The sequence below is a fragment of the Candidatus Dadabacteria bacterium genome (genome assembly GCA_026708565.1).
Lineage (GTDB): Bacteria > Desulfobacterota_D > UBA1144 > Nemesobacterales > Mycalebacteriaceae > Mycalebacterium.
The window spans coordinates 1-25135 of sequence record JAPOUR010000033.1 but is presented as its reverse complement, the minus strand read 5'-3'; the positions used below and the strand labels follow the sequence as shown (position 1 = coordinate 25135).

The window sequence follows — 25135 nt, the reverse complement described above, 5'->3', positions numbered from 1 at the left end:
AGTATAAAAACAAGCACAAACGCCGCAATGTTCACCAGCATTGTGTGCATCATCTCCGGTTCTATGCCCTCCCCTCCGGGGCCGAAAACAACGGGGGATATGTCTCTCTTCACCACACGCGCGGACACGTAAACCCACGGCAGGTCAATAAACGCCAGACACGCAAACACTGCGGACATAACCCCGCTTTTCTCGCCCTCCGGCAGCGCCCGCCTGAGCAGCAGATAGCCCAGATACAGAAGAAACAGCACAAAAGTCGCCTGCAACTGGGCGTCCCACCAGACCCACCACGCGCCCCATGAGGATTTCGCCCATATCGCCCCCGTGAGGATGGTTATCAGAGTGAACACCACCCCCGCCTCCGCCGCCGACACGGCGCGAATGTCCCACACCGCGCTCCTCGTGCGGAGAAAGGCGACGCTTGCCGCAAACACCGTTATAAAGGCGACCGTCATCGCCGCCACCGCGCCCATGTGGAAATAAAATATTCTCTGCGCGTGCCCCATAAGCGCCTCGGTGGGCGCGTAGAAAATTGACATCCACGTCCCGGCTGCCGTCAGAACAAACGCTGCGGCAAAAACGGCTTTTTTTGAAAGGCTCATTTTATATCTCCTCAATTATGTAACCGTACACCAGCGTTCCGGCGGCGACAAAGGCGAGGTCAAAACTTACCAGCACCTTTATATGCCCCGAAAAGTCCCGCGCTATGCCGGAGCCCAGAGCGGCGGAAACCGCGAGTGTCGCGCTTGTCAGGACGGGGATCAGAAGCGGAAACATCAGCACGGGAAGCAGCACTCCCCCGCCGCGCGTCCGCGAGCAGAGCGCGGACAGCAGCGTTCCGACCGCGGCGATGCCGACAGTCGCCGTAAACACCGCAAGCAAAAACCGCGCCGACAGGACGGCGTATCCGAGGCTAAAAAAGAACGAGAAAGCCGGTATAAAGAACACCTCAACCGCAAGCAGAAGCGCGAGGTTTGCCAGAGTTTTCCCGATAAAAACATCCCCGCGCCCGGCGGGCGACATCAGGATCACCCTTACCGCCTCCGCCTTTCTTTCAATCTCAAAAGAGCGTTCAAACGCGACGGTGGCGGCAAACAGCAGGCATACCCAAAGCATGGCGGGGGCGGCAAGGGAGGACGCGGGACCGGGGGGCATCACGCCGGAAAGACGCATGACGGACGCAAGCACAACGGCAAAAACCGCCACGGAGGGAACTATTCCGCCGCCGCGAAGTTCAACGGACACATCCTTGAGGAAAACTGTCAGTATGTCTCTCACGGCAAAAACTCTTCGGAAAACGCGCCGTAGCGGGCTATCACGCCGCCCTCAAGCAGAGCGGCGGCGTCTGCGAGACCGGGGGCGCGGTCTGCGCGGTGGGTTGACAGAAGAACCGCCGCGCCCCCGGCGTTCAGGCGGCGCAGCAAACCGGAAACAATAGCGCCGCCCGCGCGGTCAAGCCCCGAAAACGGCTCGTCAAGCAGCACCGCCTCAGGGCTGTGGGCGACCGCGCGGGCAATGGAAGCCCGCTTTTTCATCCCCGCGGAAAGCTCGCGGCACGGAACGTCCGGGCGGGCAATCTCAAACATATCAATCAACTCCCCGGCACGCCGCGCCGGGTCTGCAACTTTCTGAAGGGCGCAGAAAAACCTTATGTTGGCTCGCGCGCTCAGGTCTTCGTAAAGGCAGTCTTCGTGGGAGGCAAAGCCCGTTTTCCGGCGCACGTCTCCGGCGGATCTTGCCGTGTCCGCCCCTGCGGTTTCCGCCCTGCCCCCGGTGGGCTTTGTGAGCGCCGCCGCTATTTTGAGGAGGGATGTTTTGCCGCTGCCGTTGTCGCCGAAAAGAAAAACCGTTTGCCCTTTTTCCACCTTCAGGTCAACGCCGTCCAGAACGCGCCGCCCCGCGTAGGACTTTGAAACATTTTCCATAATGATTGAGTGCCGGTTTGACATCGGGAGGAGCGCTCCACAATATATGGCAAGGCGGCGGCGTTGACAACCGCGCCTCAAAAACTAACTTCGGGGGGATTTTTCATCATGGCGGTTTTAATCACCGGGGCAACGGGGTTCATCGGCTCTCATGTGGCGCGAAAACTAAAGGAGAAAGGCGAGCGCGTCCGCGCTCTTGCGCGTCCGTCAAGCAAAACGGAACAACTGGACGCAATGGGCGCGGAGGTCGTCCGGGGCGACATCACAGACCGCGAGTCCGTTTTGAAAGCCCTTGACGGGTGCGACACCCTTTACCACTGCGCGGGTTTTGTGTCGTTCAAAAAGAGGGACTATCCGAAAATGGTTGGGATAAATGTGGACGGCGCAAGAAACGCGCTTTCCGCCGCCCTTGAGGCGGGTGTGGGCAAGGTGGTTTTCACAAGCAGCGTGGCGGCTCTGGGACCCGCGGCGGAGGGGGAATTGATAACCGAGGAGACCGAGCCCGACCCTTCTTTCAGCGGGGCGGACATCGGGTATATGAAAGTCAAACGCGCCGCCGAGGCGGCGGCTCTTGATTTCTGCGGCAAGGGGCTGAATGTGGTTATCACAAACCCCTCCGTGGTTGTGGGAGAGGGGGATGTTCATCTTTCAAGCGTCGGCTCGGTTCTGTGGTATTGCAAGAGGCGTTTTCCGGGATACATGGACGGGACTCTGAACCTGACCGATGCGGGGGATGTTGCGGAGGGGCACATTCTCGCCGCCGAAAAGGGGCGGACGGGGGAGCGTTACATACTCAGCAACACAAACCTCACAGTGCCGGAATACTTCGCCATGCTTGAGAAGGTAACGGGCATTCCCTCGCCGAAGGTCAAAATCCCCTATGCGGCGGCTTACATATCCGCGTTTCTTGCCGAGCGGCTGCCGGGCTTTGCGTTCCCGAACTACTCAACGATGGACCTTGATTCCGTGAAACTGTCGCGCTACAACTGGCTCGCGGACTGCTCAAAAGCGGAGCGCGAACTGGGATACCGGCGCAGTTCCATTGAGGACAGCCTCGCGCGGACGGTTGTGTGGCTCAAATCACGGGGGCTTCTGTAGATTGCCCTCCTCTTATACCTTGCAAATTTGGAATGTGTCTCCAAAAATGCAAGGTATGTCAACCGCCATTCCGCAGACAACCCTCCCCCGATAAGGTATCATTACACAAATGCCCGGAAACACTTTCGGAACAATTTTCAGAATCACCACTTGGGGCGAATCGCACGGCGAGGCGGTGGGCGTGGTGGTGGACGGCTGCCCCGCCGGTCTTAAAATCTCCGAAGCGGACATACAAACCGAACTCAACCGCCGCCGCCCCGGACAAAGCAAAGTTACAACCCAGCGCAAAGAGGCGGACAAGGTTGAAATCCTCTCCGGCGTTTTCAAGGGGAAAACCCTCGGAACACCCATATCAATGCTGGTGCGCAACACCGACATCATCTCGTCCTCCTACGAAAAAATCAAGGACATCTACAGACCCGGCCACGCCGACTTCACTTACGACCAAAAATACGGATTCAGAGACCACAGGGGCGGAGGCAGGGCTTCGGCGCGTGAAACCGTGGGGCGCGTGGCGGCGGGCGCGGTCGCAAAGAAACTGCTCGACACACGCGGCATAAAAACACGCGGCTTTGTGAGAAGCATCGGGGGAATAACCGCCGAAAAGGTCAACTTCAGCCAGATAGAAAAAAACCCCGTGCGCTGCCCGGACGCAAAAAAAGCAAAGGAAATGTTTGAACTCATAGACTCGGTCAGACGCCGGGGAGACTCCATCGGCGGAACTGTTGAGGTGGTAACCAAAGGGCTGCCCCCCGGCCTCGGCGAGCCGGTGTTCCACAAAATAGACGCAGACCTCGCGTCCGCCCTTATGAGCATCGGCGGCATAAGAGGGTTTGAAGTCGGAACGGGCTTTGATGTCGCAAAAAGAACGGGCTCGGAAGCGAATGACCTTATGTTCAAACGCCCCGACGGCTCTCTCGGATTTCAAACAAACAACGCGGGCGGGCTTCTGGGCGGCATAACAAACGGCGAAGACCTTGTCGTCAGAATCGCCGTCAAACCGACCTCCTCAATATCAAAGGTTCAAAAAACGGTGGATAAAAAAGGCGCTCCCGCAGACCTTGTAGTCAAGGGAAGACATGACCCCTGCCTATGCCCCAGAGCCGTCCCGATAGCCGAGGCAATGGTCAACCTTGTGCTCGCAGACCATTTATTGATGAGCGGGACGGCGAAACTGTGAAGGCGCGGGTGTTCAAAGTTTACTGCTCATCGGGCGAAACGGCGTACCGGGGCGATTTCAGCGAATTCCCCGAACCCCACAGAACCCGGCTGATAGAGGCGGTTGACCAGTGGGGGGATGTGATGGTGGGCTGGGGCGTGAACGAACTCATATACTCGCTTACGCGCTGGCACGATGAAAAGGGGCATGACGGCAAAAACGAGAAAATTGCCCGCCTCATTATGTGCGTGGGCTCTATAAACAGAATTACGGCGGAGGAGCGGGATTGAAGTTCACGGTCAAAGGGCAGGTTTTTCCGCATGCAAAAAACGCCGCCGAAAGAGTGGTCAAAATCGGCGAAAAACGGAGAATTTTCAACATCGGCTCGCAGTCGCGGGCGTTTTCGGTTTACGAGGTTGAAATGCCGGACGGAAGCGAGGCAAACGGAAACTACATAAAAACGCCGTCCGGAACGCGCCTTTACCACAACAAGGCGGGGCAGTATGAGCCGGAATACCTGATATCGGAAGAGGATTCAGACCCCCTCGCCCTGAGGCATTTCCGCAACAATTCCTGACCGGTTAACGCCCCGAAAGAACCGCCGCCGCCGCCGCGGAACCGGCGCCGAAGTCAAACTTGTGCCCCAGTTTGCCGAGCGTCTGCTCAACGGCGGAGACAACCGCCATTGTGTCCGAGCGGTCTATGTATCCAATGTGGGAAACCCTGAAAATTTTGCCCTTCGCCTGATCCTGCCCGCCCGCGACAGTCATTCCAAAATCATCCTTCAGCGCCTTGATAACCGGACCCGCGCCGATTTCGGGAGGGGCGACCGCAACAGACAGCGCGGGGCTGGGCTCGTCTTTTGTGAAGAGTTCCATTCCCATCGCCTTAAACGCGCTTCTGGTGGCAAACGCCAATGCCTCGTGCCTGCGGTGCATGTTTTCAAGCCCCTCCGCCCTGAACATTTTTAGCACTTGCGAAAGCCCCCTTATGAGGCTGACGGCGGGCGTCCAGGGGGTGGTGTTTTTCTCCGCGCTTTTGCGCGCGGCGGCGAGGTCAAAATAAAACTTCGGAAGGTCTGAGGTCTTGCCGAACTCCCACGCCTTGTCGCTCAGGGCTATGAACGACAGCCCCGGCGGAAGCATAAACGCCTTCTGAGAACCGGCGACCAGCACATCTATGCCCAGTTCGTCAAAGGGAAGCGGAAACACGCCGACCGCCGTTATGCCGTCCACTATCAGAATCACATCGTCCCGCTCGCGCGTTATGGCGGCAATCTCCGCGGTGGGATTTTTTACGCCCGTTGAGGTCTCGCTCGCCTGCATAAGAACCGCCCGCACGGAGGGGTCTGCATCCAGTTTTTCCTTTACCGCTCCGGGGTCAACCGCCCTGCCCCACTCAACTTTGATTTCGTCCGCCTCAACGCCGAAAGCCGCGCAGATTTTTGTCCATCTCTCCCCGAACTTTCCGCCGTTGACCACCAGCGCCCTGTCGCCGCGCCGCAGCGTGTTGGACACCGCCGCCTCCATCGCGCCCGTTCCCGAAGACGCCAGCGTCATCACCTCGCGCGAGGTGCGGTGGATGTATTTCAAATCCTCCCTCACCGCGCCGATGATGCCTTCAAACTCCGCCGTTCTGTGGTGGATTATCGGCCTTGCCATCTCTATCAGGGCTTCGCTCGGAACTGGAACGGGGCCGGGTGTAAAAACGTAGTCTTTCAAAGATTTTCCCTCGCTTGAGTATATTTCCGCCTCATCGGGGCGGCGGAATGCAATATATTACAGGCGGAGCGGAGTTTCAATTTCGCGCCGCCGGGAGGCGGTAAAAAATGAGCGGAGAAAACACACACAAATTCGGGTTTGTATCGGTCGTGGGCGGCGCGAATGTGGGCAAGTCCACGCTTGTAAACGCGCTTGTGGGAAGCAAGGTGTGCGCCGTTTCTCCGAAGCCCAACACCACGCGCAGCCGCATCAGGGGGGTGCTGACCGCCGCAGACGCGCAGATAGCGTTCACCGACACGCCGGGCATAGTGCGGGCGTCCGGCGGCATGCTCAAAAGGATGAACGCCGCCGCGCTCGGCGCGGTGGGAGACGGGCGGACGCTTGTTGTTACGGACGCGGCGCATCCGTTTGCAAAGGGCGAGGAGCGGGCGATAGAGGGGTCTTCCCGCCCGGTGATAGTCGCGCTGAACAAAACGGACACTGTGGGAGAGGCGGAAACGTTTGAGGCAATCGGCGCGGCGGCGCGGTTCGGCGAAAAGATATCGGACATTGTTCCGGTGTCCGCTCTCAGGGAGAGGGGGCTGGGTCGTCTGTTGGAGGTCATCAAGGGGGCGCTGCCCGCCGGGGAGAGGATGCTTCCGGATAAGCCGTCCGGAGACGGGGCGGAGATGTTCACCGCCGCCGAGTTTGTCAGGGAAAAGGTGTTCCGTTTGACTCGCGGGGAAGTTCCCTACGGGTGCGCGGTGGCGGTTCGGGAGATGAGCCGCAGAAAAAACGGGACTGTTTACATAAGGGCGGAGGTGTTTGTTGAGAAAGACGGGCACAGGAAGATCGTGATAGGCAAGGAAGGGAGGATGATAAAAAAGATTGGCTCACGCGCACGGGCGGACATGGAAAAGTTTCTGGATGCCAAGGTGTTTCTTGACCTGAAGGTTGTCGTCAAGCCGGGGTGGAGCAAAGACGGGCGGTTTCTGGAAGAGATTTACGGGATTTGAGAGGAATCCAGTTTAATCAAAATTTCATAAAAACCGCGCTCTTTTGATGTATAATGTCCTCAAGTCCGTTTTTCGGGCGGAAACTGCAAACTTCAAATGGGGTGTCTCAATGAACTTCAACCACAAACATAATTCAGGATTCTTGCGCGGCGCGGTTGCGATACTGGCGATTGCGCTGGCGGCGGCTCTGCTTCCGGGCGGGGGCGAAAAGGCGGCGGCGGGAACTTGCACGCGAACCGGACCCGGCACATGGGATTGCCGTGGTCTCCAGAATGACAGCGCAGACAGCCCCATAACAGTTTTTGCCAATTCCGGGGAGACCCTTTCGGTGGGAACTTCAACCGGAACTTTCGGGGTGGCAACAGACACGCGAGACAATGTGAACCCCCTTACAGTTCATGCGAGAACCGGCTCTCTGGGCGGAGCGGTGAACTTTCGGCTGGTGCGTATTCCTCCGAGTAACCCGTCAATGCCTGATAGCAGAACCAGATCAAGCATATACAACACAAGGTCAACGGGTAATGCGGTAAAGGTGATTAACGACAGCGACCATGACCTTGCCTTCAACTTAGAACATCTGGACTCCGAGCCAACCGGCGACCTCTTCGCCGCCTGCAAAAGCGCCGCCGTCCTTATAGGCAACGGGGCGGGGGATGTCATTCTTTCCGTTGACGGCACGGCGGGAATATCAGGCAGGCTCGTGCACGGAGGTTGCAGTGGAGACAACGCGATAACGGCAACTCACGGCGGCGCGGGCGATTTGGATATCACAATCGCCGGGATTGTGGCGGACAATGGCGGCGGCATCAGCGCCAACCATCAGGGCGCGGGTTCGGTGGTAATCAACTCCCGCAATGTCAACTCCAGCCGCAGCGGCATAAGCGTCAACCATCAGGGCAGTGGCTCTGTGATAATCAACTCCGGGTCTGTCAATGTTACGGATGCGCACAACGGCATTGCTGTGGAAACCTCATCCACAACCGATTCCGTAACCATCAACGCCACAGACCTCATCTTTACGAGAGGCAGGGGCATTGACGCGGAGCATCGGGGAACGGGCGCGGTGGTAATTAACTCCAATGCCGTCCAAGCCGAGGGAATCGGCATCAATCTGGAAACCTCATCCACAGTCAGCGGCGTAACCATCAACGCCATCGGCAGAATTGGGGGAACTCGCGCCATCAACGCCGTCCATCAGGGAACGGGTTCGGTGGTAATTAACTCCGGCGGCGGCACAAGCACCAGTGAAACCGGCATTAATGTGGAAACCTCATCCGCCTCAGCCGATGCCTTAACCATCACCACCACCGGCGACATCCTTTCAAACACCCGCGCCATTAACGCCACCCATTCCGGCACAGGCGACCTGACCGTCAACGCCACCGGACTCATCAGAGGGTCTTACGGCATAAGCGCAAACCATCAGGGAAGCGGCTCTGTGGTAATTAACTCCCGCAATATCAACGCCGTGAACAGAGGTATTGATGTGGAAACCTCATCCACAGCCGCCGCCGTAACCGTCAACGCCACCGGCGACATCTTTGCGACAGACCGCAACTTCAACACCAGAGGCATCAACATCGGCCATTCGGGCACGGGCGCGGTGGTGGTTCACTCCTCCGGGGCTGTCAACTCCGGGGGGAGAGGCATTAGTGTGGAAACCTCACCCGCAGTCGCTGGCGGCGTAACCGTCAACGCCACCGGCGACATCTTTTCGGAAAGCCGGGGCATTAACATCAGCCATCAGGGGGCGGGCGCGGTGGTAATTAACTCCGGCAATATCAACGCCGAGTCAAACGGCATTAATGTGGAAAACTCATCCGCAACCGCCGCCGTAACCATCAACGCCATAGGCGACATCCTTACAAGAAGCCGGGGCATCAGCGTCAGCCATGAGGGTTCGGGCGCGGTGGTAATTAACTCCGGCAATATCAACGTCACGGATGATGACGCCTCGGATACCGGCATTAATGTGGTAACCACAGCCGCAACCGGCGCCGTAACCATCAACGCCACCGGCGACATCACTACGGAACGCCGCGCCATTAACGCCACCCATCGCGGCGGCGGCGACTTTGTAGTCAACATTCCCTCCGGCGTATCGGTTACCAGCAACGCTTCCGCCGGAATTCTCATCGTCAAAAACGTCAATGACGGCGGCAGTATCATAGTGGATGTTGAGGGAAGTGTGGTAAGCAACGCCTCCTCCCCCGTAGCCATCAACATAACAAACACCGGACCAAGCGGCGGAAGTAGCAGCAACCATGTAGTCCGGTTGCGTCCGGGTTTCAGTATTGAGGGAGAAATCCAAACCGCAGGCAGTCGCGAAGATTCAACACTGGAACTCGCCGACGCCACCTCGCCGTCCGCCGAAATCGGGCGGGTGAACTTCAATGAACTGGGTTTTCCCTCAACTGATATCGTGCGGAAAACCGGCTCGTCAACATGGGAAGTTACCGGCGCAATGACTCAAAGACTTGACAGTTTTTCCATTGAGGGCGGAACATTAGCCCTTACCGGAGACGCGGCGTTTAACGCTCAGGAATTCTACCTCAACAGCGCGGCAACCATGCTTCTTACGGAAAGCGCAAATGTCGCATTGGGCGCAAACTTTGTAGGAAATGGCGGGCGGCTAATCCTCAGTGCAAACTTTGAGGGCAACACACCAAATGCCTCCCGCCTTTCTATAAGCCACGCCGTAACCGGCATAACCCCCATTGATCTCCAAATCTCCGGCGCTCCAAATGCGGCGGATTTAATGACGCTCACAACGACGCCGCTCATCAGCGCATCGGGGGCAGATGAGGATAATTTCCAAATCAGGGAAGCCGCCGCAGGCATTTACACCTACACCCTCAACTACATAGAGGCGGAAGACGCATGGAGACTTGTGCAGGCGGGTCTCTCCTCCGCATCGGGAGTGATTGAGAGTTACGCCGCAACGCTTGCGAAACTTTCCTCCCTTTCCTCAATGCGCCAGCGTCTTGAGGGGAGAGTCCGGGCGGAAGAAGCGGGAGAAAAAGAGGAAACCGGAATATGGGGGCGGATTGAAGGGTCTCTCGCCGAGTTTGAGCCGGGAGTATCCACCACCGGAAGCACGTATGAGATTCAGGACGCCCGCATCCGCTTCGGCGCGGACGTTCCCCTTGAAGACACGGGGCTGACCTTCGGCGGCAATATCTGGTTCGGGCTTGCCACAACGGACATCTCTCCGGCAAACGGCAAGATAGAAACCAACGGCTACGCCGCCGCCATTACCGCCGCTTTTGAGCGGAACGACTTTTATGCGGACGGGCAGTTTCAATACGCCCTGTTTTCCGGCGACCTTTCCGCCCCCGGCTTGGCGGCTTCCGGCAGTGACGCGACCGCGCTCAGCGCATCGGCGGAGGTGGGATACGGCGTCCCTGTGGGCGGCGTCAACATCACCCCGCAGGCGCAGGTGGTCTGGGTTTCGGCGGATTTTGACGACATCAACATCGGCGGGCAGACCGCCTCTTTGGAAGACGGCGGGGCGCTCACGGGGCGTGTCGGCGTTTTTGTGGACAGGGAACTGAAAGGAAGCGAAAGCGAATACGGCGGCAATGCGGGCGAGGGCAGTGTTTACGCGGGGCTCAACCTGCTTGTCCCTCTGGACGGCGAGACCGCCGCAAGGGTGGGCGGGGAAAATCTGACCAGTGAACTTGAGGAGATTGCCGGAGATTTCAGCGTGGGCGGTTCGTATTCATGGGGCGGGAAGCACAGTATCTTTGGAGAAGCCGCTGTTTCTCTGGGTTCGGAAGTGATGGAATACCGCGCTAATGTGGGTTTGAGTTTAGGGTTTTAATTTAACGGCGGGGGGAAACCTCCCCCCGTCATTAGTAATGTGAAAACCGAGAGCCATTGAAAAAGTCTCGCTCGCACTCGCTCCCTGACCGACAGATATAGAAGCAAAACCGGTAGCATGCGCATCCAGAGATATTGAAAACTGTCCGGTTGCAACCGCATGAGAGCCAAGAGCCGTTGCAGAATAACGCAAGGGCGTATTAAACCGCCGATTGGTGTATATTACGCCCCATGACCATCATCCCCGCCATAGACATCCGGGAGGGCAGGTGTGTGCGCCTTGTAAAGGGGGAGCGGGAAAGCGAAACCGTGTTCTCGGACGACCCCGTGGCGGTGGCGCGGCAGTGGGAACAATGCGGGGCGCAACTCATACACATCGTTGACCTTGACGGCGCTTTCAACGGCAAGCCCGTAAACTCCAAACTCATCAAACAAATCGCGGGCGCGGTCTCATGCCCGGTTCAGGCGGGCGGCGGAATACGCAACATTGAAACGGTCAGAGAGTATCTTTCATCCGGCGTGAAAACGGCAATCCTCGGCACAGGCGCGCTTGAAGACGGCGGCTTTACGGCGCGCGCCTGCGAAGAGTTTCCGGGGCGCATAGCGGCGGCTCTGGACACAAGAGGCGAAATGGTCGCCGTTCGGGGGTGGGTGGAAAACTCCGAAGTCTCCGCAGCGGACGCGGCGAACGCGCTTGAGAAATGCGGAGTGAGCCTGATAATCAGAACGGACATTGACAGAGACGGCACAATGAGCGGCGTTGACATGGAGCGCCTTCGCGGCTTTGTGGAAAAACGCCGCGTTCCGGTGGTGGCGTCGGGCGGCGTGTCGCGCGAGCGCGACATAGAGGACTTATCATCCCTCAAGCAGTCCGGCCTGTGGGGCGTAATCGTGGGAAGAGCCCTTTACTCCGGGCGGATAAACCTTGAGGAAACCATAAGGAGGTTTTCCTGATTGGTCTGCAAACGAATCATCCCGTGCCTTGACGTGAAGGACGGCAGGGTCGTAAAGGGCGTCAACTTCAAGGGACTCAAAGATGCGGGCGACCCCGTCCGCTGCGCCGAGAGGTATTCAAAAGAGGGCGCGGACGAGATCGCGTTTCTGGACATAACCGCATCGGGCGAGGGCAGAAAGACCATGATTGAAGTGGTTGAAAAAACCGCCGAAGGGGTGTTTGTCCCGATGTCTGTGGGGGGCGGAATATCAACCCCCGAAGACGCGCGCGTCCTGCTGCTTGCGGGGGCGGACAAGGTGGTTGTCAACACCGCCGCAGTCTTAAACCCGCGCCTTGTGAGCGACTGCGCGGACAGGTTCGGCAGCCAGTGCGTCGTGGTGGCGGTTGACGCCCGCAGAAACGGCGATATGTGGGAGGTTCACACCCACGGCGGCGCAAAACCGGCGGGAGTGAACGCCGTTGAGTGGGCGGAGAAAGCGGAGGAGCTGGGAGCGGGGGAAATCCTTCTTACAAGCATGGACAGAGACGGGACCCGCGAGGGTTACGACATCAGGCTCACAAAAACGGTTTCAGAGCGGGTCGGCATTCCCGTCATCGCGTCCGGCGGCGTGGGAGAACCGGCGCATTTTGCGGAGGCGGCAACCGAAGGCGGCGCGGACGCCATGCTTGCGGCGTCCGTGTTTCACTACGGCGACATCAGCATAATGGAAACAAAAAAGTCCCTCGCCTCCGCGGGGGTTGAGGTGAGGATATGACGGCGGGCAAAAAAACCGTCCGAGAGCGGTTTCAGGAAAAAGAAAAACAGTTCCTCAGCCCGTTCGCCGTTCTCAGTTCGCAGACAAAAGGGCGCAAGAGAAAAGAGCGCGAATGCCCCATAAGAACGCCCTTCCAGCGCGACAGAGACCGCATAGTCCACAGCAAGGCGTTCCGGCGGATGAAGCATAAAACCCAGGTGTTTCTGTCGCCCACAAACGACCACTACAGAACGCGCCTCACGCACGTGCTTGAGGTGCTGCAAATCGCGCGCACTATTGCGAGGGCGCTCGCGCTCAATGAAGACCTTGCCGAAGCCATAGCAATGGGGCACGACCTCGGGCACACGCCTTTCGGGCACACGGGCGAGAGAGCCCTCAACCACGTTTTTCCGGGCGGCTTCTCTCATGTGAAGCACAGCGTGCGGGTGGTTGAACTGCTTGAAAACGGAGGAAAGGGGCTGAATCTGACCCGTGAAGTGCTGGACGGAATCGCCCGGCACTCAAAGGGGCGCGGGCCGATTGACGGCGGAAAGTTCGCGCCGCAGACGCTTGAGGGGCAGTCCGTCCGGGTGTCAGACCTCATCGCGTATGCCAACCACGACATAGACGACTCCGTACGCTCCGGCATCATCTCTCAGGACGACCTGCCGCGCGAGTGCGTCAAAACGCTCGGCAAAACCGCTTCCCAGCGGCTTGACAGAACGGTGCGCGACATCGTTGAGCAGACTGAGAAATGCGGATACGAAAGAATCTCCATCAGCCCGGAATTTGAGCAGGCGATGGTTGAAATACGGGAATACCTCTTCAACAAGGTGTATCTTACGGACGAGGTGAGCCGCGAGGCGGAGCGCGCGGGGAAAATGGTTGAGACCCTCTACCAATACTTTTGCGACAACAAAAAAGAGGCAAGGGAGTGGGGCGTCAAACCCGCAAGGAAGGAAGACGGCCATGAGAGGGCGGTGTGCGATTTTGTGGCGGGAATGACGGACTTTTACGCGGCGGACGCCTTCAAAAAAATCTTCGTCCCCTCGCGCTGGCGGGGCGGAGAGCGGCTTTAGGCAATGCCGGAAGAAGCCGCAAAAATAGGGGTTCCGCCTTTCCTCAACACAAAGCCGCTGGTCGCGTCCCTCAAAGGTTTCCCGGTCTCGGAACATCCGCCCTCCGCGCTTCTGCCGCTTATGAAGGGCGGCGCTCTTGACATATCCCTGCTGCCGTCCGCGGACATATTCGCCGCGCCCGGCCTTACGGTTTTGAGAGACCCGTGCATAGCGTCAAACGGAGAAGTGGGCAGTGTCGCGCTGTTTTCAAGCAAGCCGCCGGAAAAAGTGGCGTCCGTTGCGCTGGATTCCGACTCAAGCAGTTCCGCCGCGATGCTGAAGATCATCCTTGAAACATTTTGCGGGGCAAAGCCCCGGTATGAGACGCGCAAAAGGGGGCGGGACTTTTTCACCGGCGTTGACGCGGGGCTGGTGATTGGAAACGTCGGCCTTGAACTCCGCCTTTCCCCGCCCGCCGGTTTTCCCCTTGTGTTTGACATGGGAGAGGAGTGGACAAAGCAGACGGGGCTGCCTTTTGTATATGCCGTTTTTGCCGCGCGGGAGGGGGTTGACCCCGGAGAGGCGGCGGCCGCCCTGCCCGCCGCAAGGGACAGGGGAATGCGCATGCTTCCGGAAATAGCGGAGCGGGAAAGCCCCGCGCTCGGAATTCCGGCGAATGTGTGCCGCGACTACCTTGAGAACAAGATAAAATACGGCCTCGGCGATGAGGAGATTCGCGGGCTGCTTGAGTTCGGGCGGCTTCTCGGCAAACTCAGGGGAGCGGGCGGTGAGCCGGACATCGCCTTTTATACGCCGGAGAAAACACGATGAAAAAGCCTTCCATGCGCCTCGGCCACAGCCCCGACGCCGATGACGCCTTTATGTTTTACGCAATGTCCGAGGGCAAAGTCAGTTCCGGCATTGTGGAGTTTGTCCATGTGATTGAAGACATACAGTCACTAAACAGGAGAGCCCTCAAAGGCGAACTTGAACTGACCGCCCTGTCCGCCCGCAACTATCCGAATGTCGGGCGTCTCTACCAAATCCTCCCGTGCGGCGCGAGCATGGGCATGGGTTACGGCCCCGTGGTGGTGTCCCGCGGGCGGACGGGCTCGCTCAAAGGCAAAACCGTGGCCGTCCCCGGCGAACTGACGACCGCATATCTGCTGCTCCGCCTTTACGCGGAGGGCTTTGAACCGGTGGAAATGCCGTTTGACGCCGTAACGGAGGCGGTCAAATCCGGCAAAACCGACTGCGCCCTTCTGATACACGAGGGGCAGGTTACATACCCGGACGAGGGGCTTGTTCTTGTGGCGGACATCGGCGCGCTGTGGGAAGAGGAGACCTCCCTGCCCCTCCCTCTGGGGTTGAACGCAATCAGAAGAGACATCCCGCCGGAAGTTGCGGCGGAAGCCCTGCGAATGCACCGGGAAAGCGTTGACTACGCCCTGTCCCACAAAGATGAGGCGATGGAATACGCAATGCGTTTCTCGCGGGGGATAGAGAGGGAAAAAGCGGAAAGGTTTGTGCTGATGTACGTGAACGAATACACAAGAAATCTGGGCGAAAAAGGCAGGGCGGCGATTGACCTTTTGTATAAAAAGGCGTTTGAAAAGGGGCTGCTGGAAGAGAAAACCGAAATTGATGTGTTTGAGCCGGGCGGCTGAAACGCTAAGCCCCCGCCTGCCTCCGCAGACTTCCGGCCACCCTCAAATAGTAAAGCCCGAACACCCCCGCATACAGAACCAGCACTATCAGCGCAAGCGCCTGATAACCGAGCAGCATGCTTGAGTATTCAAGCACTCCCCCCGCCACCGCGCCCACCAGATTCCAGCCGAAATAAACCTCGTGAACCTTCTGCCCCCTGAAAATTGAACTGAACACTATGTTGGCAAAGAAGATTGGCGCAAAGATCATCAGCGAGGCGGCAACAAAACGGGCGGCGGGGTTTTCAGTCTCAAGCAGCGCGTCAAGCGGGAACGCCAGCGCGGGAATGCATGACAGCAGAAGCAGAACGAAAGCGGCGGGAACAAGACGCGGCGATTTTATGACCGCCGCCACCCAGTTGGCGGCAAGCACAAGAACAAGGACGGCAAGGAACACAAGCGAACTGTTGAGCCATGTGTTTCCGAAAAGCAGACTGAACTGAATGACGCCCTTTGTCTCAAGCAGAAGAAACGCCGCGCCCATAAGCAGAAAGGCGGCGCTCGCGGCGGGGTTGGGACGCGCCTCCCCCACGTCTGAGACCGCTTCCGCGCGGCGGCGGACAAACCTCATAAGAGCGAGCAGCAGCGCGGTGAAGCAGAGAACGCCCGCCATGGAAAACAGGTAAACGGACGGTATGCCGCGCCCCTTTATGTAAAGGAACGGCCTGTTGTCATCGGGCAGTTCCACACCCTCCGCAATGTCGGAAATGCGGCTGGAAAATTCAGGGAAACCTTCGCATATAAAGGCGGGGTGGGGATTGTGGCAGGCGGGGCGGACATCGGTCTTGTCGGCAAATATCATGGTTTCATAGGAAAACAGGTTGCCGCCGAGAACGGTTGAGTTGTAAAGAACCGGCTCTTTGCCCGAAACCTCACTCATCATTCCGGCTATCTTCCACGCCACCCACGGCTCGCGATAAAAATTAACCGCGAAAAGCGTTCCGCCGTCTTCAACCAGAGACCACGCCCTTTTGAACGATTGCAGGGTGAACAGATAACTCTCCAGCCGCAGTTGCGAAACCGCGCTCAATTTGACAAGCGAATCGGTAAGCGCGAACACAACAAGGTCATATTTTTTGTCCGTGGACGCCATAAAGCGCCTTCCGTCATCAACAAAAACCTTCACTTTCGGCGACTGATACGGACGCGCCGGGGCGAACCGCTCGCCAAGGCGCACTATCGCGGGGTCTATCTCAACGGCGTCCACCTCGCTTGCGCCGAAACGCAAAGCCGTCACCGCGTCATTTCCCGCCCCCGCCCCTATTATCAAAACCTTCTCGTAGGCGGGCTTGTTCTGCATACTCCGAATGATATGGGGCATGGAGTAAAGAAAAATGTTCTGCGGGGCCTCCATTACACCCTGATGGTCAATGTCGTTGACGAAAATTCTTTCCCCGTGACGAAGGTCAACCTTCTGATAGGGAGACCATATTGACCTCAGGTTTTTTGAGCCGTGCGGACCGTCCTGAATGGAGACAAGGACAACGGCGGCAAGCATTGAAACCGCCGCCGTTGCCACCGCCCGCCGGAACGGGAATGACGGGTCTTTTCCGGCGACAAACAGGGGGGCGGCGAGCAGAAACCACAGGTGCGCCGGGGCTTCAACAAAACTTATGCCGATAAACGCCGCTATGCCGCAACACGAGCCGAGTATGTCATAGGAATACGCCGTAAGCGGCTTGAGCCGCATAAACACCTTCGCCGTCCTCTGGGCTATGAGGAAGAAAATTGCCGCCACAAAGAGAAACCAGAAGATAAAAAGCGGCAGTCCGCCGGACGAGCCGCCCTCCTTGCCGGCGGTGAAGAAAACCTCCCCCCGGAAATCCCCGCCTTCGGAGCCGAAACCCGGAACTTCCGGGCTGGCGGCGTAAATCAGGCACACAAACAGGGTTACAAGCGGCGGCACGGCGGCAAAAAGCGTGTCGCTGACTCTTTGCCCGAAAAGGCGGTGGGAGATAAACCCCGCCCCGAGACCTATGAAAGCGGAGATAAGAACAAGGTTGGGAAAGTAGCCCAGATTCCAGATGTTGCCCGCCATAAAGCGGATAAGCAACAGTTCAAGAAAAAGGGTCAGAAAACCCAGACAGAATATACGTGACCTGTCACCCATAACAATTTGCGGAGGCGAGCCGGGCTGTAAGCCGGGTTCTGTCGGGGACGGCCATTCATCTGCGACGCCCGTTGCCGGACGCCTGTAGCAACCACCCGAAGCGGGGGCCGGACTGCCCCCGGCGGCGCAAGCCGCCGCGCTTCTGTTTGTCTTGCTTCAAGCGGGGTTTGCCTTGCCGGGAAACGTCTCCGCCTCCCGCGGTGGTCTCTTACACCGCCTTTTCACCCTTACCCGCCCCCTCGCGGGGACGGGCGGTCTGTTTTCTGCGGCACTTTCCATCGCCTCGCGGCGTCCGGCGGTTAACCGGCGCTCTGTCCTGTGAAGCCCGGACTTTCCTCCCGGACGGCAAAACCGCCCGGGCGGCCGTCCGCCCGACTCGCGGGGTCAAGAGTATCTTTTTATCGCCTCGTTGGCAAGACCGTCCGCCACGGTGTTATGCTCTCTGCCCACATGGGAAATTGTGAATGAATCAAGCGAGCCGCGCGCCTCAACCGCCTCGTTGAAAAGCGCCCTGATGCCCGGGTCTTTGACCTTCCACTCGCCGTTCATCTGGCTTGCGAGAAGAAGGGAGTCCGTCTTGACGTGGAGGCTGGTCATGCCGAGATTTGCCGCCGCCCTTATGGCGGTTATGAGCGCCCGGTATTCGGCCTGATTGTTGGTGGCCGTTCCGATGAACTGTTTGATTCTGGAAACCGGCGCGCCGTCCGGCGCGGTGATGACCACCCCTATTGCGGAGGGGCCCGGATTGCCCTTTGACGCGCCGTCTATGTGGGCTACGGCGGCGGTCTGCGGCGGACTGTCAGGCATTCTCACAGTGCAGAATTCTGTTGCAGTTGGGGCACTGGATGATCTTTGCGCCGGTGAGAACCTCGTTGAACATCTGCGGCGGGATATTCATGTTGCAGTTCATGCACATCTCGCTCCGCGCCTCGGCGAGAAATATGTGCGTTTTACCGGAGATCTTGGCGTAAACCGAATGCACCTCCGGGCTGAGCCCGCCCGCAATGGAATCCCTCCGCTCGCGGCACGGCGCGGCTTCGGTCTCAAGTTTGCCGATGACCTTTTCAATCTCTTCAATTCTCGGGGCGTTTTGCTCGGTTTTCTCCTTGAGAGACTGCTCAAGTTCGCCCGTCTCCGCGCCAAGGGTTTCAAGTTTGCCCATTAACTCAAGAATCTCCTCTTCAATCTCTATGCACCGCCTCTTCGCCTCGGTAAGTTCCTTCTGAAGCGCCTCGTATTCCCTGTGTGTCTTGATGTTGAGAAGGCGCTCTTCGGCTTTTCCTATGTAAAGTTGTTTCTCGGAAAGGTCTTTTTCCAGAAGTGATTTTGATTTGTCCGCATCCTCGGTCTGAAGAGTCTTTTCCGCGAGAATCTCCTGAACGGACTTAATTTCGCCGTTCAAAACCGACAACTCTTCGGGGTATTTGCGGAGGGTTTCCTCCATCTCGTGCAACTCGGAGGAAACGGACTGCAACTCTTTGAGTCTCTTTATCTGTTCCAGTATTCCGTTTTCTGAACCTTCAGCGCTCTGCATTGCCTTTAAGATTGGGCCCACCAGGACTCGAACCTGGGACCAACGGATTATGAGTCCGCTGCTCTGACCAACTGAGCTATGAGCCCCACTCGCGCCCCGCCTCGCGGTCGGAATACGGAGTATAAAGCACAGGTTCTGTTTGTCAACGGACACACGCCCGGCATAATTGCCCGCATGGCCGGATTTTCCGCAAGCGAAAAAATGAAGATTGAAAACGCCGCTCCGGGGGCGCTGTTTTTTGACGAGACCGGCTCCACAAACGCCGTCTTGCGCGAGATGGGGAAAAACGGCGCGCGCGAGGGAACGGTCGCGCTGGCGGACAGGCAGACCGCCGGGCGCGGACGGATGGGCAGGCGGTGGGTTTCGCCCGGAGGCGGCAACCTCTTTATGTCCGCCCTGTTCCGCCCGCGCGTGAGGTTCTCGCTTTGCCCCGCGGCGACCTTCATGGCCTCTCTGGCGCTGTCGGAAACCTTTGAGGCAATGGGCGCGGAAACAGAAATCAAATGGCCCAATGACATTCTTGCGCGCGGCGGCAAACTTGCGGGCGTGCTGTCCGAGGCTGAGCCGGAGGGCGAAATGTGCGGATTTATAGTCATCGGAATCGGCGTCAACCTGAACCTTGCGCCCGCGCGCAAACGCGGGCTTATGGACGGGTTTGAGCGCCCCGCCGTCTCGCTGGGGGAGATTCTGGGGCGCGACATAAACCGGGGGGATTTCGCCGCCGCGCTTATAAAAAACCTGTTCGCCCGCCGGAGGGACTGGACGGAAAAGGGCGGCGACCGGACGGTGGAGCGATGGGCGGAGCGGTGGGGAAAGCTGAACGGGCGCGTAACGGTAAGGGACGGCGGCGAGGAAATAACGGGCATCGCCCGGAAGGTGGACGCGCGGGGGTTTCTTCACATTGAGACGGCGGACGGCGAACTTGTCAAAATTGTGTCGGGAGACGCCCTATAACCGATTGCCGCCGGGGGCGGTTTGCTGTAGTATCAGGCGCAAATGCCGGGAGAGAGAACAAAACGGAAACCGGAAAAACGGCGGGCGGGCTTCACCCTGATTGAGCTGCTTGTGGTTCTTGTAATCATAGGTGTGCTTGCGGGGTTTGCCGTTCCCAACTTTCTGGGCGCGCGCGGCTCGGCAAACGAACTTTCGGCAAGGAAGACGCTTCAGGTGCTCAGTTCGGCGGAAATTCAGTTCGCCATTCAGGATTCGGACGGAGACGGCATCCGCAACTACACCGCCTCCATAGGAGACCTGTCGGAGGGGCTGTCCCTCCGCTGCCCTAAGGGGTCGGGCGAGTCGTGCGAGGCGGCGGACGCTCTTGTGGACGAGTCTTTTGAAGGGGCGGACGCGGGCTCGTCGGACTCTGCGGTGTGCGAGAGGCCGAAGTCCGGATACTGCGTCCGGGCGGACTTTGACGCGTCATCTTCCGGGCAGTCATCCGACGGGCTTTATGTAACGGGCTTCGGGTGGCGGGCGTCTCCCATAAGCGTCGGCGTTACGGGCAAAAAAGATTTTGCAATTTACGAGGACGGCGTTCTCCGGTGCGAGACGATTGAGTACGACAACAACCGGGGCGCGGCGGGCTCATTCTCCGCAGACAGGGACTCCGCCCCGTGCCCGTAGCTCGCCCCGCCGCGACCGCAGTCATAACCCTGCCCCCCGGCTCCGGAGGAAAGAGAGCCGACACCGCCCTGTCCGAAGTTCTGCCGCAGAGCCGGTCGCGGGTGGCGGCGCTTATCAAATCGGGCGATATTCTTATGAACGGCGAGCCGTTCAAACCGTCCGCCATCATTGAGGGCGGCGAGTCCTTTCTGGTTCACACCCCCCCTCCGCGCGGCGGCTTTGCCGGGCCGGAGGACGGGGAGGTTTCACTTGACATCATTTTTGAGGACGCCGACATCATTGTCATCAACAAGCCCGCCGGGCTGACCGTTCATCCGGGAGCGGGGCGGGCGGGACCCACGCTTGCGGGCGCGCTTGCCCGCAGGTATCGGGAAAATCTTTCCACTCTCGGCGGAATTGAAAGGCCCGGCATCGTTCACCGGTTGGACAAAGACACCTCCGGCGTTCTGGTGGCGGCAAAAAACGACGTGTGCCACGCCGCCCTCTCGCGCCAGTTTGCGGAGCGCGAAGTGAGCAAGGAGTATGAGGCGATAGTGTGCGGGGAGATGAAAAAAAACTCGGGCGTTTTCTCCTCCGGCATAGGGAGAAGCTCCCGCGACCGCAGAAAGATGTCCGGCAAAAACCCCGCGCGACCACGCCAATCCGTAACGGAGTGGGAGGTTGTTGAGCGCATTCGCGGGTGGACTTTCGTCCGCATCAGGCCGCAGACCGGCAGAACCCACCAGATAAGGGTGCACTTTTCCGAAGCGGGGCATCCGGTTGCGGCGGACCCGCTTTACCGCACAAAAGAGGCAAAGGCGCTGTTTGCGTCATCGGGGCTGGCGCAACCGTTGCGGAGGCAGGCTCTTCACGCCGCGAGCATAGGGTTTTCCCATCCCGCCACGGGAGAACGGATGAGTTTTTCCGCCCCGCTTGCGGCGGACATTGCGGACGCGCTCAATTTCCTTCGCGCCAGCGGCGGCAAAAACGGGTAGCGCTTCAAAAGCGGGACGCTTTCCGGTAATGTATGCGCCCGAAAGGCAGGGAGGATTTTCAAATGCGCGTTGTCTGCATGATAGAAAACGAGGACTACTGGAATCTTGATTCCATAATCGGCTCCGGCGGCGGGGTTGAGAGTTACGGATACAGGTTTATCGCCGAAGACCCGTCCGGTTCAGCCGAGCCCTCAACGGTGGTTGTGTTTGAACTGGCAAACGCCACCTTTTCGGTGGGGCTCATAGTGTCAAACTCTTTCAACGAAACCGACATGGAACTGGGCTTTATATGCCAGCAGGTTCCCGACAAGCAAATCCCGGTCAAAACATCGGTCTCCGAAGAGGTCAAAAAGATTCAAAAGGAGGGGGACGAACTTCAGAGAATAGAGTATGTGGGGCTGTCGCTTGAGAAGTTTTACGAAAACAGCGGCGCAAAGTTCTACCTGCTTGACATGAGGGGGCAGGGCTGAGCGCATGGAAAACCTGAAAGGAAAGAAAATCGTGCTCGCGTATTCGGGCGGGCTTGACACCTCCATAATCCTCAAATGGCTCACGGAGAATTACGGGGCGCGGGTGGTGGCGTTCATAGCCGATGTGGGGCAGAACGAAGACATGGCCGCCGCCCGCAAAAAGGCGCTTGAGACGGGCGCGGAGAAGGTCAGGGTGGCAAACCTGAAAGAGGAGTTTGCGCGTGATTTCGTTTTTCCGGCCATAAGGGCGGGCGCGGTTTACGAGGGCTCATACCTGCTCGGCACATCGCTTGCCCGCCCCCTGATAGCCCGTAGGCAGGTTGAGGTTGCGCTTGAGGAGAAAGCCGCCGCGCTCTCTCACGGGGCGACCGGAAAGGGAAACGACCAGGTGCGCTTTGAGTTGGTGTATCACACGTTTGCGCCGAAGATGCGCATAATCTCGCCGTGGCGCGAGTGGGATTTGAAATCGCGCGAAGACCTGCTGAACTTTGCAAAAAAGCGCGGGATTAAAATTCCGGTAACCCGCAAAAAGCCCTACAGTTGCGACAGGAATCTGTTTCACACAAGTTATGAGGGCGGCATTCTTGAAGACCCGTGGACTGAACCGGACGAGGCGATGTTTGAAATGACCGCCTCTCCGGAGCGGGCTCCCGCAAAACCGGAGTATGTGGAGATAGAGTTTTTGCGCGGCTCTCCCGTTGCGGTGAACGGCGGGAAACTTTCCCCGGCGAAACTCATTGAGCGGCTCAACACGGTTGCGGGCAGGCACGGCGTCGGGCGGGCGGACATAGTTGAAAACCGTTTTGTCGGAATGAAGTCGCGCGGCGTGTATGAAACTCCGGCGGGAACGGCTCTTCACTGCGCTCACGGGGCGGTTGAATCCCTGACGGTTGACCGCGAGGTTGCGCGGCTCAAAGAGGCGTTGATGCCGAAGATAGCGGAGGCCGTTTATTACGGATTCTGGTATTCGCCGGAGATGGAGGCAATGATGGAAGCGGTTGAGCGGACGCAGCAAAACGTAACCGGCGCGGCGCGGGTAAAACTCTACAAGGGCTCAGTTTCAATTGCGGGAAGAAAGGCGAAGAAATCGCTTTACAACCCCGCCCTTGCGACTTTTGAGGAAGACAACCTTTACGACCAGAAGGACGCGGGCGGATTTATCAAACTGAACGCGTTGCGGCTGAAAGCCGCCCGGTTTTCCGGGCGCGGCTAAAATTTTGCGCTGTAGCCCGCAAGCAATGACAGCGCGGGCTCGGCGCTCCGGTCATGCCCCGGATGACGGCTCGCCATACCGCCGATACTTATCCTTCCCATACCGGTCTGCGCCACTACTTGCGCCCCCACGTCTATCTGCCTCCCGCTCGGCTCAAGGTCGGCGGTCAGAGAACGGCGCAATATGTCGCGCTCAGGCGTCCGCCCCACGGGAATAACAAAACCCATTCGCCCGTCCTCTATCCTTAACGGGGAGGAAACCGACAACTTGAACGCATGGCCGCCGTCCGTCTCCCTTATCAGTCCGGTGGAAAACGAACTTGTCAGCAGGCGCGACACCCCGCTTATAAGCCCGCCGCCCGTGTCCGCGCCGGACGCGCCCAACTCAGCATCCGCCACAAAACGCCAGCCGCCTCTCTCCCATTCCCATCCGAGACCGGCAAATCCCAACTCGCTTGACAGTTCGCCAAACGCCCCCTCCGCAACCGCTCCCAATGCGGAATCAGGCTCTGATACAAAACCGGAGCGGAGAGGCCCCCACGAAACAACCGCGCCGTGTCCGCGCCGTTCCGCCCATTCGGGAGAGGTGAAGGCGTAGGCGGAAAAACCGCCGATTTCAAAACCGGCAAATTCAGGGGCGGTTATGTGGGACAAATGCCCCTCCTTGCCGAGAAGGTCGCGGTCTTCCATATCCGCCGCGCCTCGTGAGAAATAAACCGAGGGGATTTGCCCTTCCGTTTCCAGTCCGGCGGGGGCCGCCCCGCCCGAAACGGGAACGGAGCGGTCGCGCCGGTTTGCGCGTCTTTCGGAAGGCGGAGCGGAGGCAAACTTCATAAAGCCGGACATCTGACGGCGGATGTGAGATACCTCCGTCCTCGGAGCAAACCGCTCAAGCGGATACCAGAAGGGAGCGCCGAGGGAATCAAACGCGGCAACCTCGGCTCCGGTGAAAACGCGGGCAATTCCGTCTCCAAACGCTCCGGCGGTTTCCAGACTTGTGGCGGACAAAGGAGACGCCTCCCGCAATACCTCTTCGCTCAAAACCGCCTCCGATACCATTCCCATATTGCCAACCGGCGCGGTCGCGGCGCCGAGGTCTAAAAGGCCCTGCCCGTAGATGGATGACGCGGTGTTAACGGACGCGCCGTTAACACCGGCTACGGGGTCTCTGTCGGGGGCGTATATGCCGTCTTTGTTTGCCGTTTCATACATTCTTTCAAGCAGTTCTATATTGCTCATTCCCGGAAAAAGTTGCTTCATAAGCGCAAGGCCGCCCGACACTATCGGCGCGGCGAAGGATGTGCCGTGAACCGTCTCTATATCTCTTGCCACACCGTCTTCACCGTCCCCCCTGCTTAAGGGCACGTTTATACTTTGCCCCGGAGCCGCTATGCACCACAGGGCGGCGGCTCCGCACCGGTTGGAGAAATCAGAAATTGTTCCGTCCCGCTTCACCGCCACAACAATGGTCCAAAACGGGCGCAACTCCGGAAAATGAATCGGCAGACCGGCAAAAATGGAGGGGTGGGCGGCGTTAAGGGTTGGACCCTCGCAACCAAACTCACCGGCGAATTCTCCCGTGCATGGGTAATCAGAACTGCGATGCTGATTCCCCGCAGCCCACACAAAAACTTTCTTTGCGGAATTGGGCACACCCGACTGAAAATACTCCGTCGGGCTGTCTCCCTCCCAGAATCCAACCACTCCCCTCGGTGTATCAGGGTCGGTTATCAAGGGGGCGGCGGGCTGAAGGCTTATATTTATGATGTCAAGATCGGGGTCGCCCAGAGCGGCGTTTAACGCTTCCGCGATGACGGCAACCTCGTCCGCTCCCTCTCCCTCCGTTTTCAATGCGAACATACTAACATTGGCGCCCGGCGCAATGCCTTCCGTTCTGGAGGGCCGGGTTGAGAAGTGGTCTTCCCTCATAAACACCGTCCTGACACCGGCGGCCACCCCGACAACCCCCGTTCCATGAGAGAGCGCGGTGGTTTTCAAGTCCGAGACGCTTGCGTTGCCAAGATAATTCACCTCAACCG

General features: G+C 58.6%; 24 protein-coding genes, 1 tRNA gene and 1 other RNA gene. 16 read left to right on the top strand and 10 right to left on the bottom strand.

The window, feature by feature from the left end; all coding sequences use genetic code 11:
- The 3 genes from ccsA to OXF42_04430 all read right to left on the bottom strand — a co-directional run.
- Positions 1 to 602: cytochrome c biogenesis protein CcsA (gene ccsA / locus OXF42_04440; GenBank protein MCY4047341.1), on the bottom strand; the 602-nt coding region annotated here is incomplete at its 3' end.
- 1 nt (position 603) lies between these two features.
- Positions 604 to 1278 (bottom strand): heme exporter protein CcmB, encoded by a 675-nt coding sequence (locus tag OXF42_04435; GenBank protein ID MCY4047340.1) that lies wholly within the window; start codon positions 1276 to 1278, stop codon positions 604 to 606.
- The gene (locus OXF42_04430; protein ID MCY4047339.1) at positions 1275 to 1949 is read right to left on the bottom strand and encodes an ABC transporter ATP-binding protein; all 675 of its coding nucleotides are present in this window, start codon (positions 1947 to 1949) and stop codon (positions 1275 to 1277) included. The genes OXF42_04435 and OXF42_04430 overlap by 4 nt, the downstream gene beginning before the upstream one ends.
- Positions 1950 to 2033: 84 nt before the next feature.
- Here OXF42_04430 and OXF42_04425 point away from each other — a divergent pair, with 84 nt between their 5' ends.
- From OXF42_04425 to OXF42_04410, 4 genes are all read left to right on the top strand, one after another.
- Positions 2034 to 3023: an SDR family oxidoreductase gene (locus OXF42_04425; protein ID MCY4047338.1), complete on the top strand. Its 990-nt coding sequence runs from the start codon at positions 2034 to 2036 to the stop codon at positions 3021 to 3023.
- A 109-nt stretch (positions 3024 to 3132) separates the two neighbouring features.
- Positions 3133 to 4203 (top strand): chorismate synthase, encoded by a 1071-nt coding sequence (gene aroC, locus OXF42_04420; GenBank protein MCY4047337.1) that lies wholly within the window; start codon positions 3133 to 3135, stop codon positions 4201 to 4203.
- Positions 4200 to 4472, top strand: coding sequence for a hypothetical protein (locus tag OXF42_04415; protein MCY4047336.1), 273 nt, complete (start codon positions 4200 to 4202; stop codon positions 4470 to 4472). Before aroC ends, OXF42_04415 begins: the two co-directional genes overlap by 4 nt.
- The gene (locus OXF42_04410) at positions 4469 to 4759 is read left to right on the top strand and encodes a hypothetical protein (protein ID MCY4047335.1); all 291 of its coding nucleotides are present in this window, start codon (positions 4469 to 4471) and stop codon (positions 4757 to 4759) included. The genes OXF42_04415 and OXF42_04410 overlap by 4 nt, the downstream gene beginning before the upstream one ends.
- 4 nt (positions 4760 to 4763) lie before the next feature.
- Here OXF42_04410 and OXF42_04405 read toward each other — a convergent pair whose 3' ends face one another.
- Entirely contained in the window at positions 4764 to 5903 is a 1140-nt protein-coding gene (locus OXF42_04405; protein ID MCY4047334.1) for an alanine--glyoxylate aminotransferase family protein, read from the bottom strand.
- Positions 5904 to 6010: 107 nt separating this feature from the next.
- Here OXF42_04405 and era point away from each other — a divergent pair, with 107 nt between their 5' ends.
- The 7 genes from era (at position 6011) to OXF42_04370 (ending at position 15134) form a co-directional block, all read left to right on the top strand.
- Positions 6011 to 6898, top strand: coding sequence for a GTPase Era (gene era / locus OXF42_04400; protein MCY4047333.1), 888 nt, complete (start codon positions 6011 to 6013; stop codon positions 6896 to 6898).
- Positions 6899 to 7007: 109 nt separating this feature from the next.
- The gene (locus tag OXF42_04395; protein MCY4047332.1) at positions 7008 to 10721 is read left to right on the top strand and encodes a hypothetical protein; all 3714 of its coding nucleotides are present in this window, start codon (positions 7008 to 7010) and stop codon (positions 10719 to 10721) included.
- 230 nt (positions 10722 to 10951) lie between these two features.
- Positions 10952 to 11674 (top strand): 1-(5-phosphoribosyl)-5-[(5-phosphoribosylamino)methylideneamino]imidazole-4-carboxamide isomerase, encoded by a 723-nt coding sequence (gene hisA, locus OXF42_04390; GenBank protein MCY4047331.1) that lies wholly within the window; start codon positions 10952 to 10954, stop codon positions 11672 to 11674.
- Positions 11675 to 12430 carry an imidazole glycerol phosphate synthase subunit HisF gene (gene hisF, locus OXF42_04385; protein MCY4047330.1) on the top strand — a complete coding sequence of 252 codons (756 nt, stop codon included), beginning with the start codon at positions 11675 to 11677 and terminating at the stop codon, positions 12428 to 12430. It begins immediately after the preceding gene.
- A complete protein-coding gene (locus OXF42_04380; protein MCY4047329.1) occupies positions 12427 to 13488 on the top strand; it encodes a deoxyguanosinetriphosphate triphosphohydrolase in 1062 nt (353 codons plus the stop codon). The genes hisF and OXF42_04380 overlap by 4 nt, the downstream gene beginning before the upstream one ends.
- 3 nt (positions 13489 to 13491) lie before the next feature.
- On the top strand, positions 13492 to 14298 hold the full coding sequence (locus tag OXF42_04375; GenBank protein ID MCY4047328.1) for a menaquinone biosynthesis protein: 807 nt from the start codon (positions 13492 to 13494) through the stop codon (positions 14296 to 14298).
- Positions 14295 to 15134, top strand: coding sequence for an ABC transporter substrate-binding protein (locus OXF42_04370; protein ID MCY4047327.1), 840 nt, complete (start codon positions 14295 to 14297; stop codon positions 15132 to 15134). The genes OXF42_04375 and OXF42_04370 overlap by 4 nt, the downstream gene beginning before the upstream one ends.
- A 4-nt stretch (positions 15135 to 15138) precedes the next feature.
- On the opposite strand, the gene OXF42_04365 is transcribed toward OXF42_04370, so the two are convergent.
- From OXF42_04365 to OXF42_04345, 5 genes are all read right to left on the bottom strand, one after another.
- Positions 15139 to 17283, bottom strand: coding sequence for a hypothetical protein (locus tag OXF42_04365; GenBank protein MCY4047326.1), 2145 nt, complete (start codon positions 17281 to 17283; stop codon positions 15139 to 15141).
- A gap of 11 nt (positions 17284 to 17294) precedes the next feature.
- An RNA gene (gene rnpB, locus OXF42_04360) (RNase P RNA component class A) lies at positions 17295 to 17662 on the bottom strand.
- Positions 17663 to 17667: 5 nt separating this feature from the next.
- On the bottom strand, positions 17668 to 18090 hold the full coding sequence (locus OXF42_04355) for a ribonuclease HI family protein (protein ID MCY4047325.1): 423 nt from the start codon (positions 18088 to 18090) through the stop codon (positions 17668 to 17670).
- Complete coding sequence (locus OXF42_04350; protein ID MCY4047324.1) at positions 18083 to 18817, bottom strand: C4-type zinc ribbon domain-containing protein; 735 nt, start codon at positions 18815 to 18817, stop codon at positions 18083 to 18085. The genes OXF42_04355 and OXF42_04350 overlap by 8 nt, the downstream gene beginning before the upstream one ends.
- Before the next feature lie 12 nt (positions 18818 to 18829).
- Positions 18830 to 18903, bottom strand: a tRNA-Ile gene (locus OXF42_04345).
- Here OXF42_04345 and OXF42_04340 point away from each other — a divergent pair.
- The 5 genes from OXF42_04340 (at position 18896) to OXF42_04320 (ending at position 23097) form a co-directional block, all read left to right on the top strand.
- A complete protein-coding gene (locus tag OXF42_04340; GenBank protein MCY4047323.1) occupies positions 18896 to 19771 on the top strand; it encodes a biotin--[acetyl-CoA-carboxylase] ligase in 876 nt (291 codons plus the stop codon). The genes OXF42_04345 and OXF42_04340 overlap by 8 nt on opposite strands.
- Positions 19772 to 19813: 42 nt before the next feature.
- Entirely contained in the window at positions 19814 to 20440 is a 627-nt protein-coding gene (locus OXF42_04335; protein ID MCY4047322.1) for a type II secretion system protein, read from the top strand.
- Positions 20431 to 21414: an RluA family pseudouridine synthase gene (locus tag OXF42_04330; GenBank protein MCY4047321.1), complete on the top strand. Its 984-nt coding sequence runs from the start codon at positions 20431 to 20433 to the stop codon at positions 21412 to 21414. The genes OXF42_04335 and OXF42_04330 overlap by 10 nt, the downstream gene beginning before the upstream one ends.
- A gap of 62 nt (positions 21415 to 21476) precedes the next feature.
- Positions 21477 to 21884: a hypothetical protein gene (locus tag OXF42_04325; protein ID MCY4047320.1), complete on the top strand. Its 408-nt coding sequence runs from the start codon at positions 21477 to 21479 to the stop codon at positions 21882 to 21884.
- 4 nt (positions 21885 to 21888) lie between these two features.
- Positions 21889 to 23097 (top strand): argininosuccinate synthase, encoded by a 1209-nt coding sequence (locus tag OXF42_04320; protein MCY4047319.1) that lies wholly within the window; start codon positions 21889 to 21891, stop codon positions 23095 to 23097.
- Here the strand turns inward: OXF42_04320 and OXF42_04315 are convergent.
- Positions 23094 to 25135 (bottom strand): S8 family serine peptidase (locus tag OXF42_04315; GenBank protein MCY4047318.1); only part of this gene is annotated, 2042 nt, incomplete at its 5' end. The genes OXF42_04320 and OXF42_04315 overlap by 4 nt on opposite strands.

What these genes read in the sequence shown, in the direction of transcription:
- OXF42_04335 (MCY4047322.1), top strand. Translation starts at nt 19,814, where the DNA reads ATGCCGGGAGAGAGAACAAAACGGAAACCGGAAAAACGGCGGGCGGGC.
- OXF42_04340 (MCY4047323.1), top strand. Translation starts at nt 18,896, where the DNA reads ATGAGCCCCACTCGCGCCCCGCCTCGCGGTCGGAATACGGAGTATAAA.
- OXF42_04425 (MCY4047338.1), top strand. Translation starts at nt 2,034, where the DNA reads ATGGCGGTTTTAATCACCGGGGCAACGGGGTTCATCGGCTCTCATGTG.
- OXF42_04395 (MCY4047332.1), top strand. Translation starts at nt 7,008, where the DNA reads ATGAACTTCAACCACAAACATAATTCAGGATTCTTGCGCGGCGCGGTT.
- OXF42_04375 (MCY4047328.1), top strand. Translation starts at nt 13,492, where the DNA reads ATGCCGGAAGAAGCCGCAAAAATAGGGGTTCCGCCTTTCCTCAACACA.
- OXF42_04350 (MCY4047324.1), bottom strand. Translation starts at nt 18,817, where the DNA reads ATGCAGAGCGCTGAAGGTTCAGAAAACGGAATACTGGAACAGATAAAG.
- OXF42_04380 (MCY4047329.1), top strand. Translation starts at nt 12,427, where the DNA reads ATGACGGCGGGCAAAAAAACCGTCCGAGAGCGGTTTCAGGAAAAAGAA.
- OXF42_04320 (MCY4047319.1), top strand. Translation starts at nt 21,889, where the DNA reads ATGGAAAACCTGAAAGGAAAGAAAATCGTGCTCGCGTATTCGGGCGGG.
- OXF42_04370 (MCY4047327.1), top strand. Translation starts at nt 14,295, where the DNA reads ATGAAAAAGCCTTCCATGCGCCTCGGCCACAGCCCCGACGCCGATGAC.
- OXF42_04355 (MCY4047325.1), bottom strand. Translation starts at nt 18,090, where the DNA reads ATGCCTGACAGTCCGCCGCAGACCGCCGCCGTAGCCCACATAGACGGC.
- era (MCY4047333.1), top strand. Translation starts at nt 6,011, where the DNA reads ATGAGCGGAGAAAACACACACAAATTCGGGTTTGTATCGGTCGTGGGC.
- OXF42_04325 (MCY4047320.1), top strand. Translation starts at nt 21,477, where the DNA reads ATGCGCGTTGTCTGCATGATAGAAAACGAGGACTACTGGAATCTTGAT.
- OXF42_04430 (MCY4047339.1), bottom strand. Translation starts at nt 1,949, where the DNA reads ATGTCAAACCGGCACTCAATCATTATGGAAAATGTTTCAAAGTCCTAC.
- aroC (MCY4047337.1), top strand. Translation starts at nt 3,133, where the DNA reads ATGCCCGGAAACACTTTCGGAACAATTTTCAGAATCACCACTTGGGGC.
- OXF42_04365 (MCY4047326.1), bottom strand. Translation starts at nt 17,283, where the DNA reads ATGGGTGACAGGTCACGTATATTCTGTCTGGGTTTTCTGACCCTTTTT.
- hisA (MCY4047331.1), top strand. Translation starts at nt 10,952, where the DNA reads ATGACCATCATCCCCGCCATAGACATCCGGGAGGGCAGGTGTGTGCGC.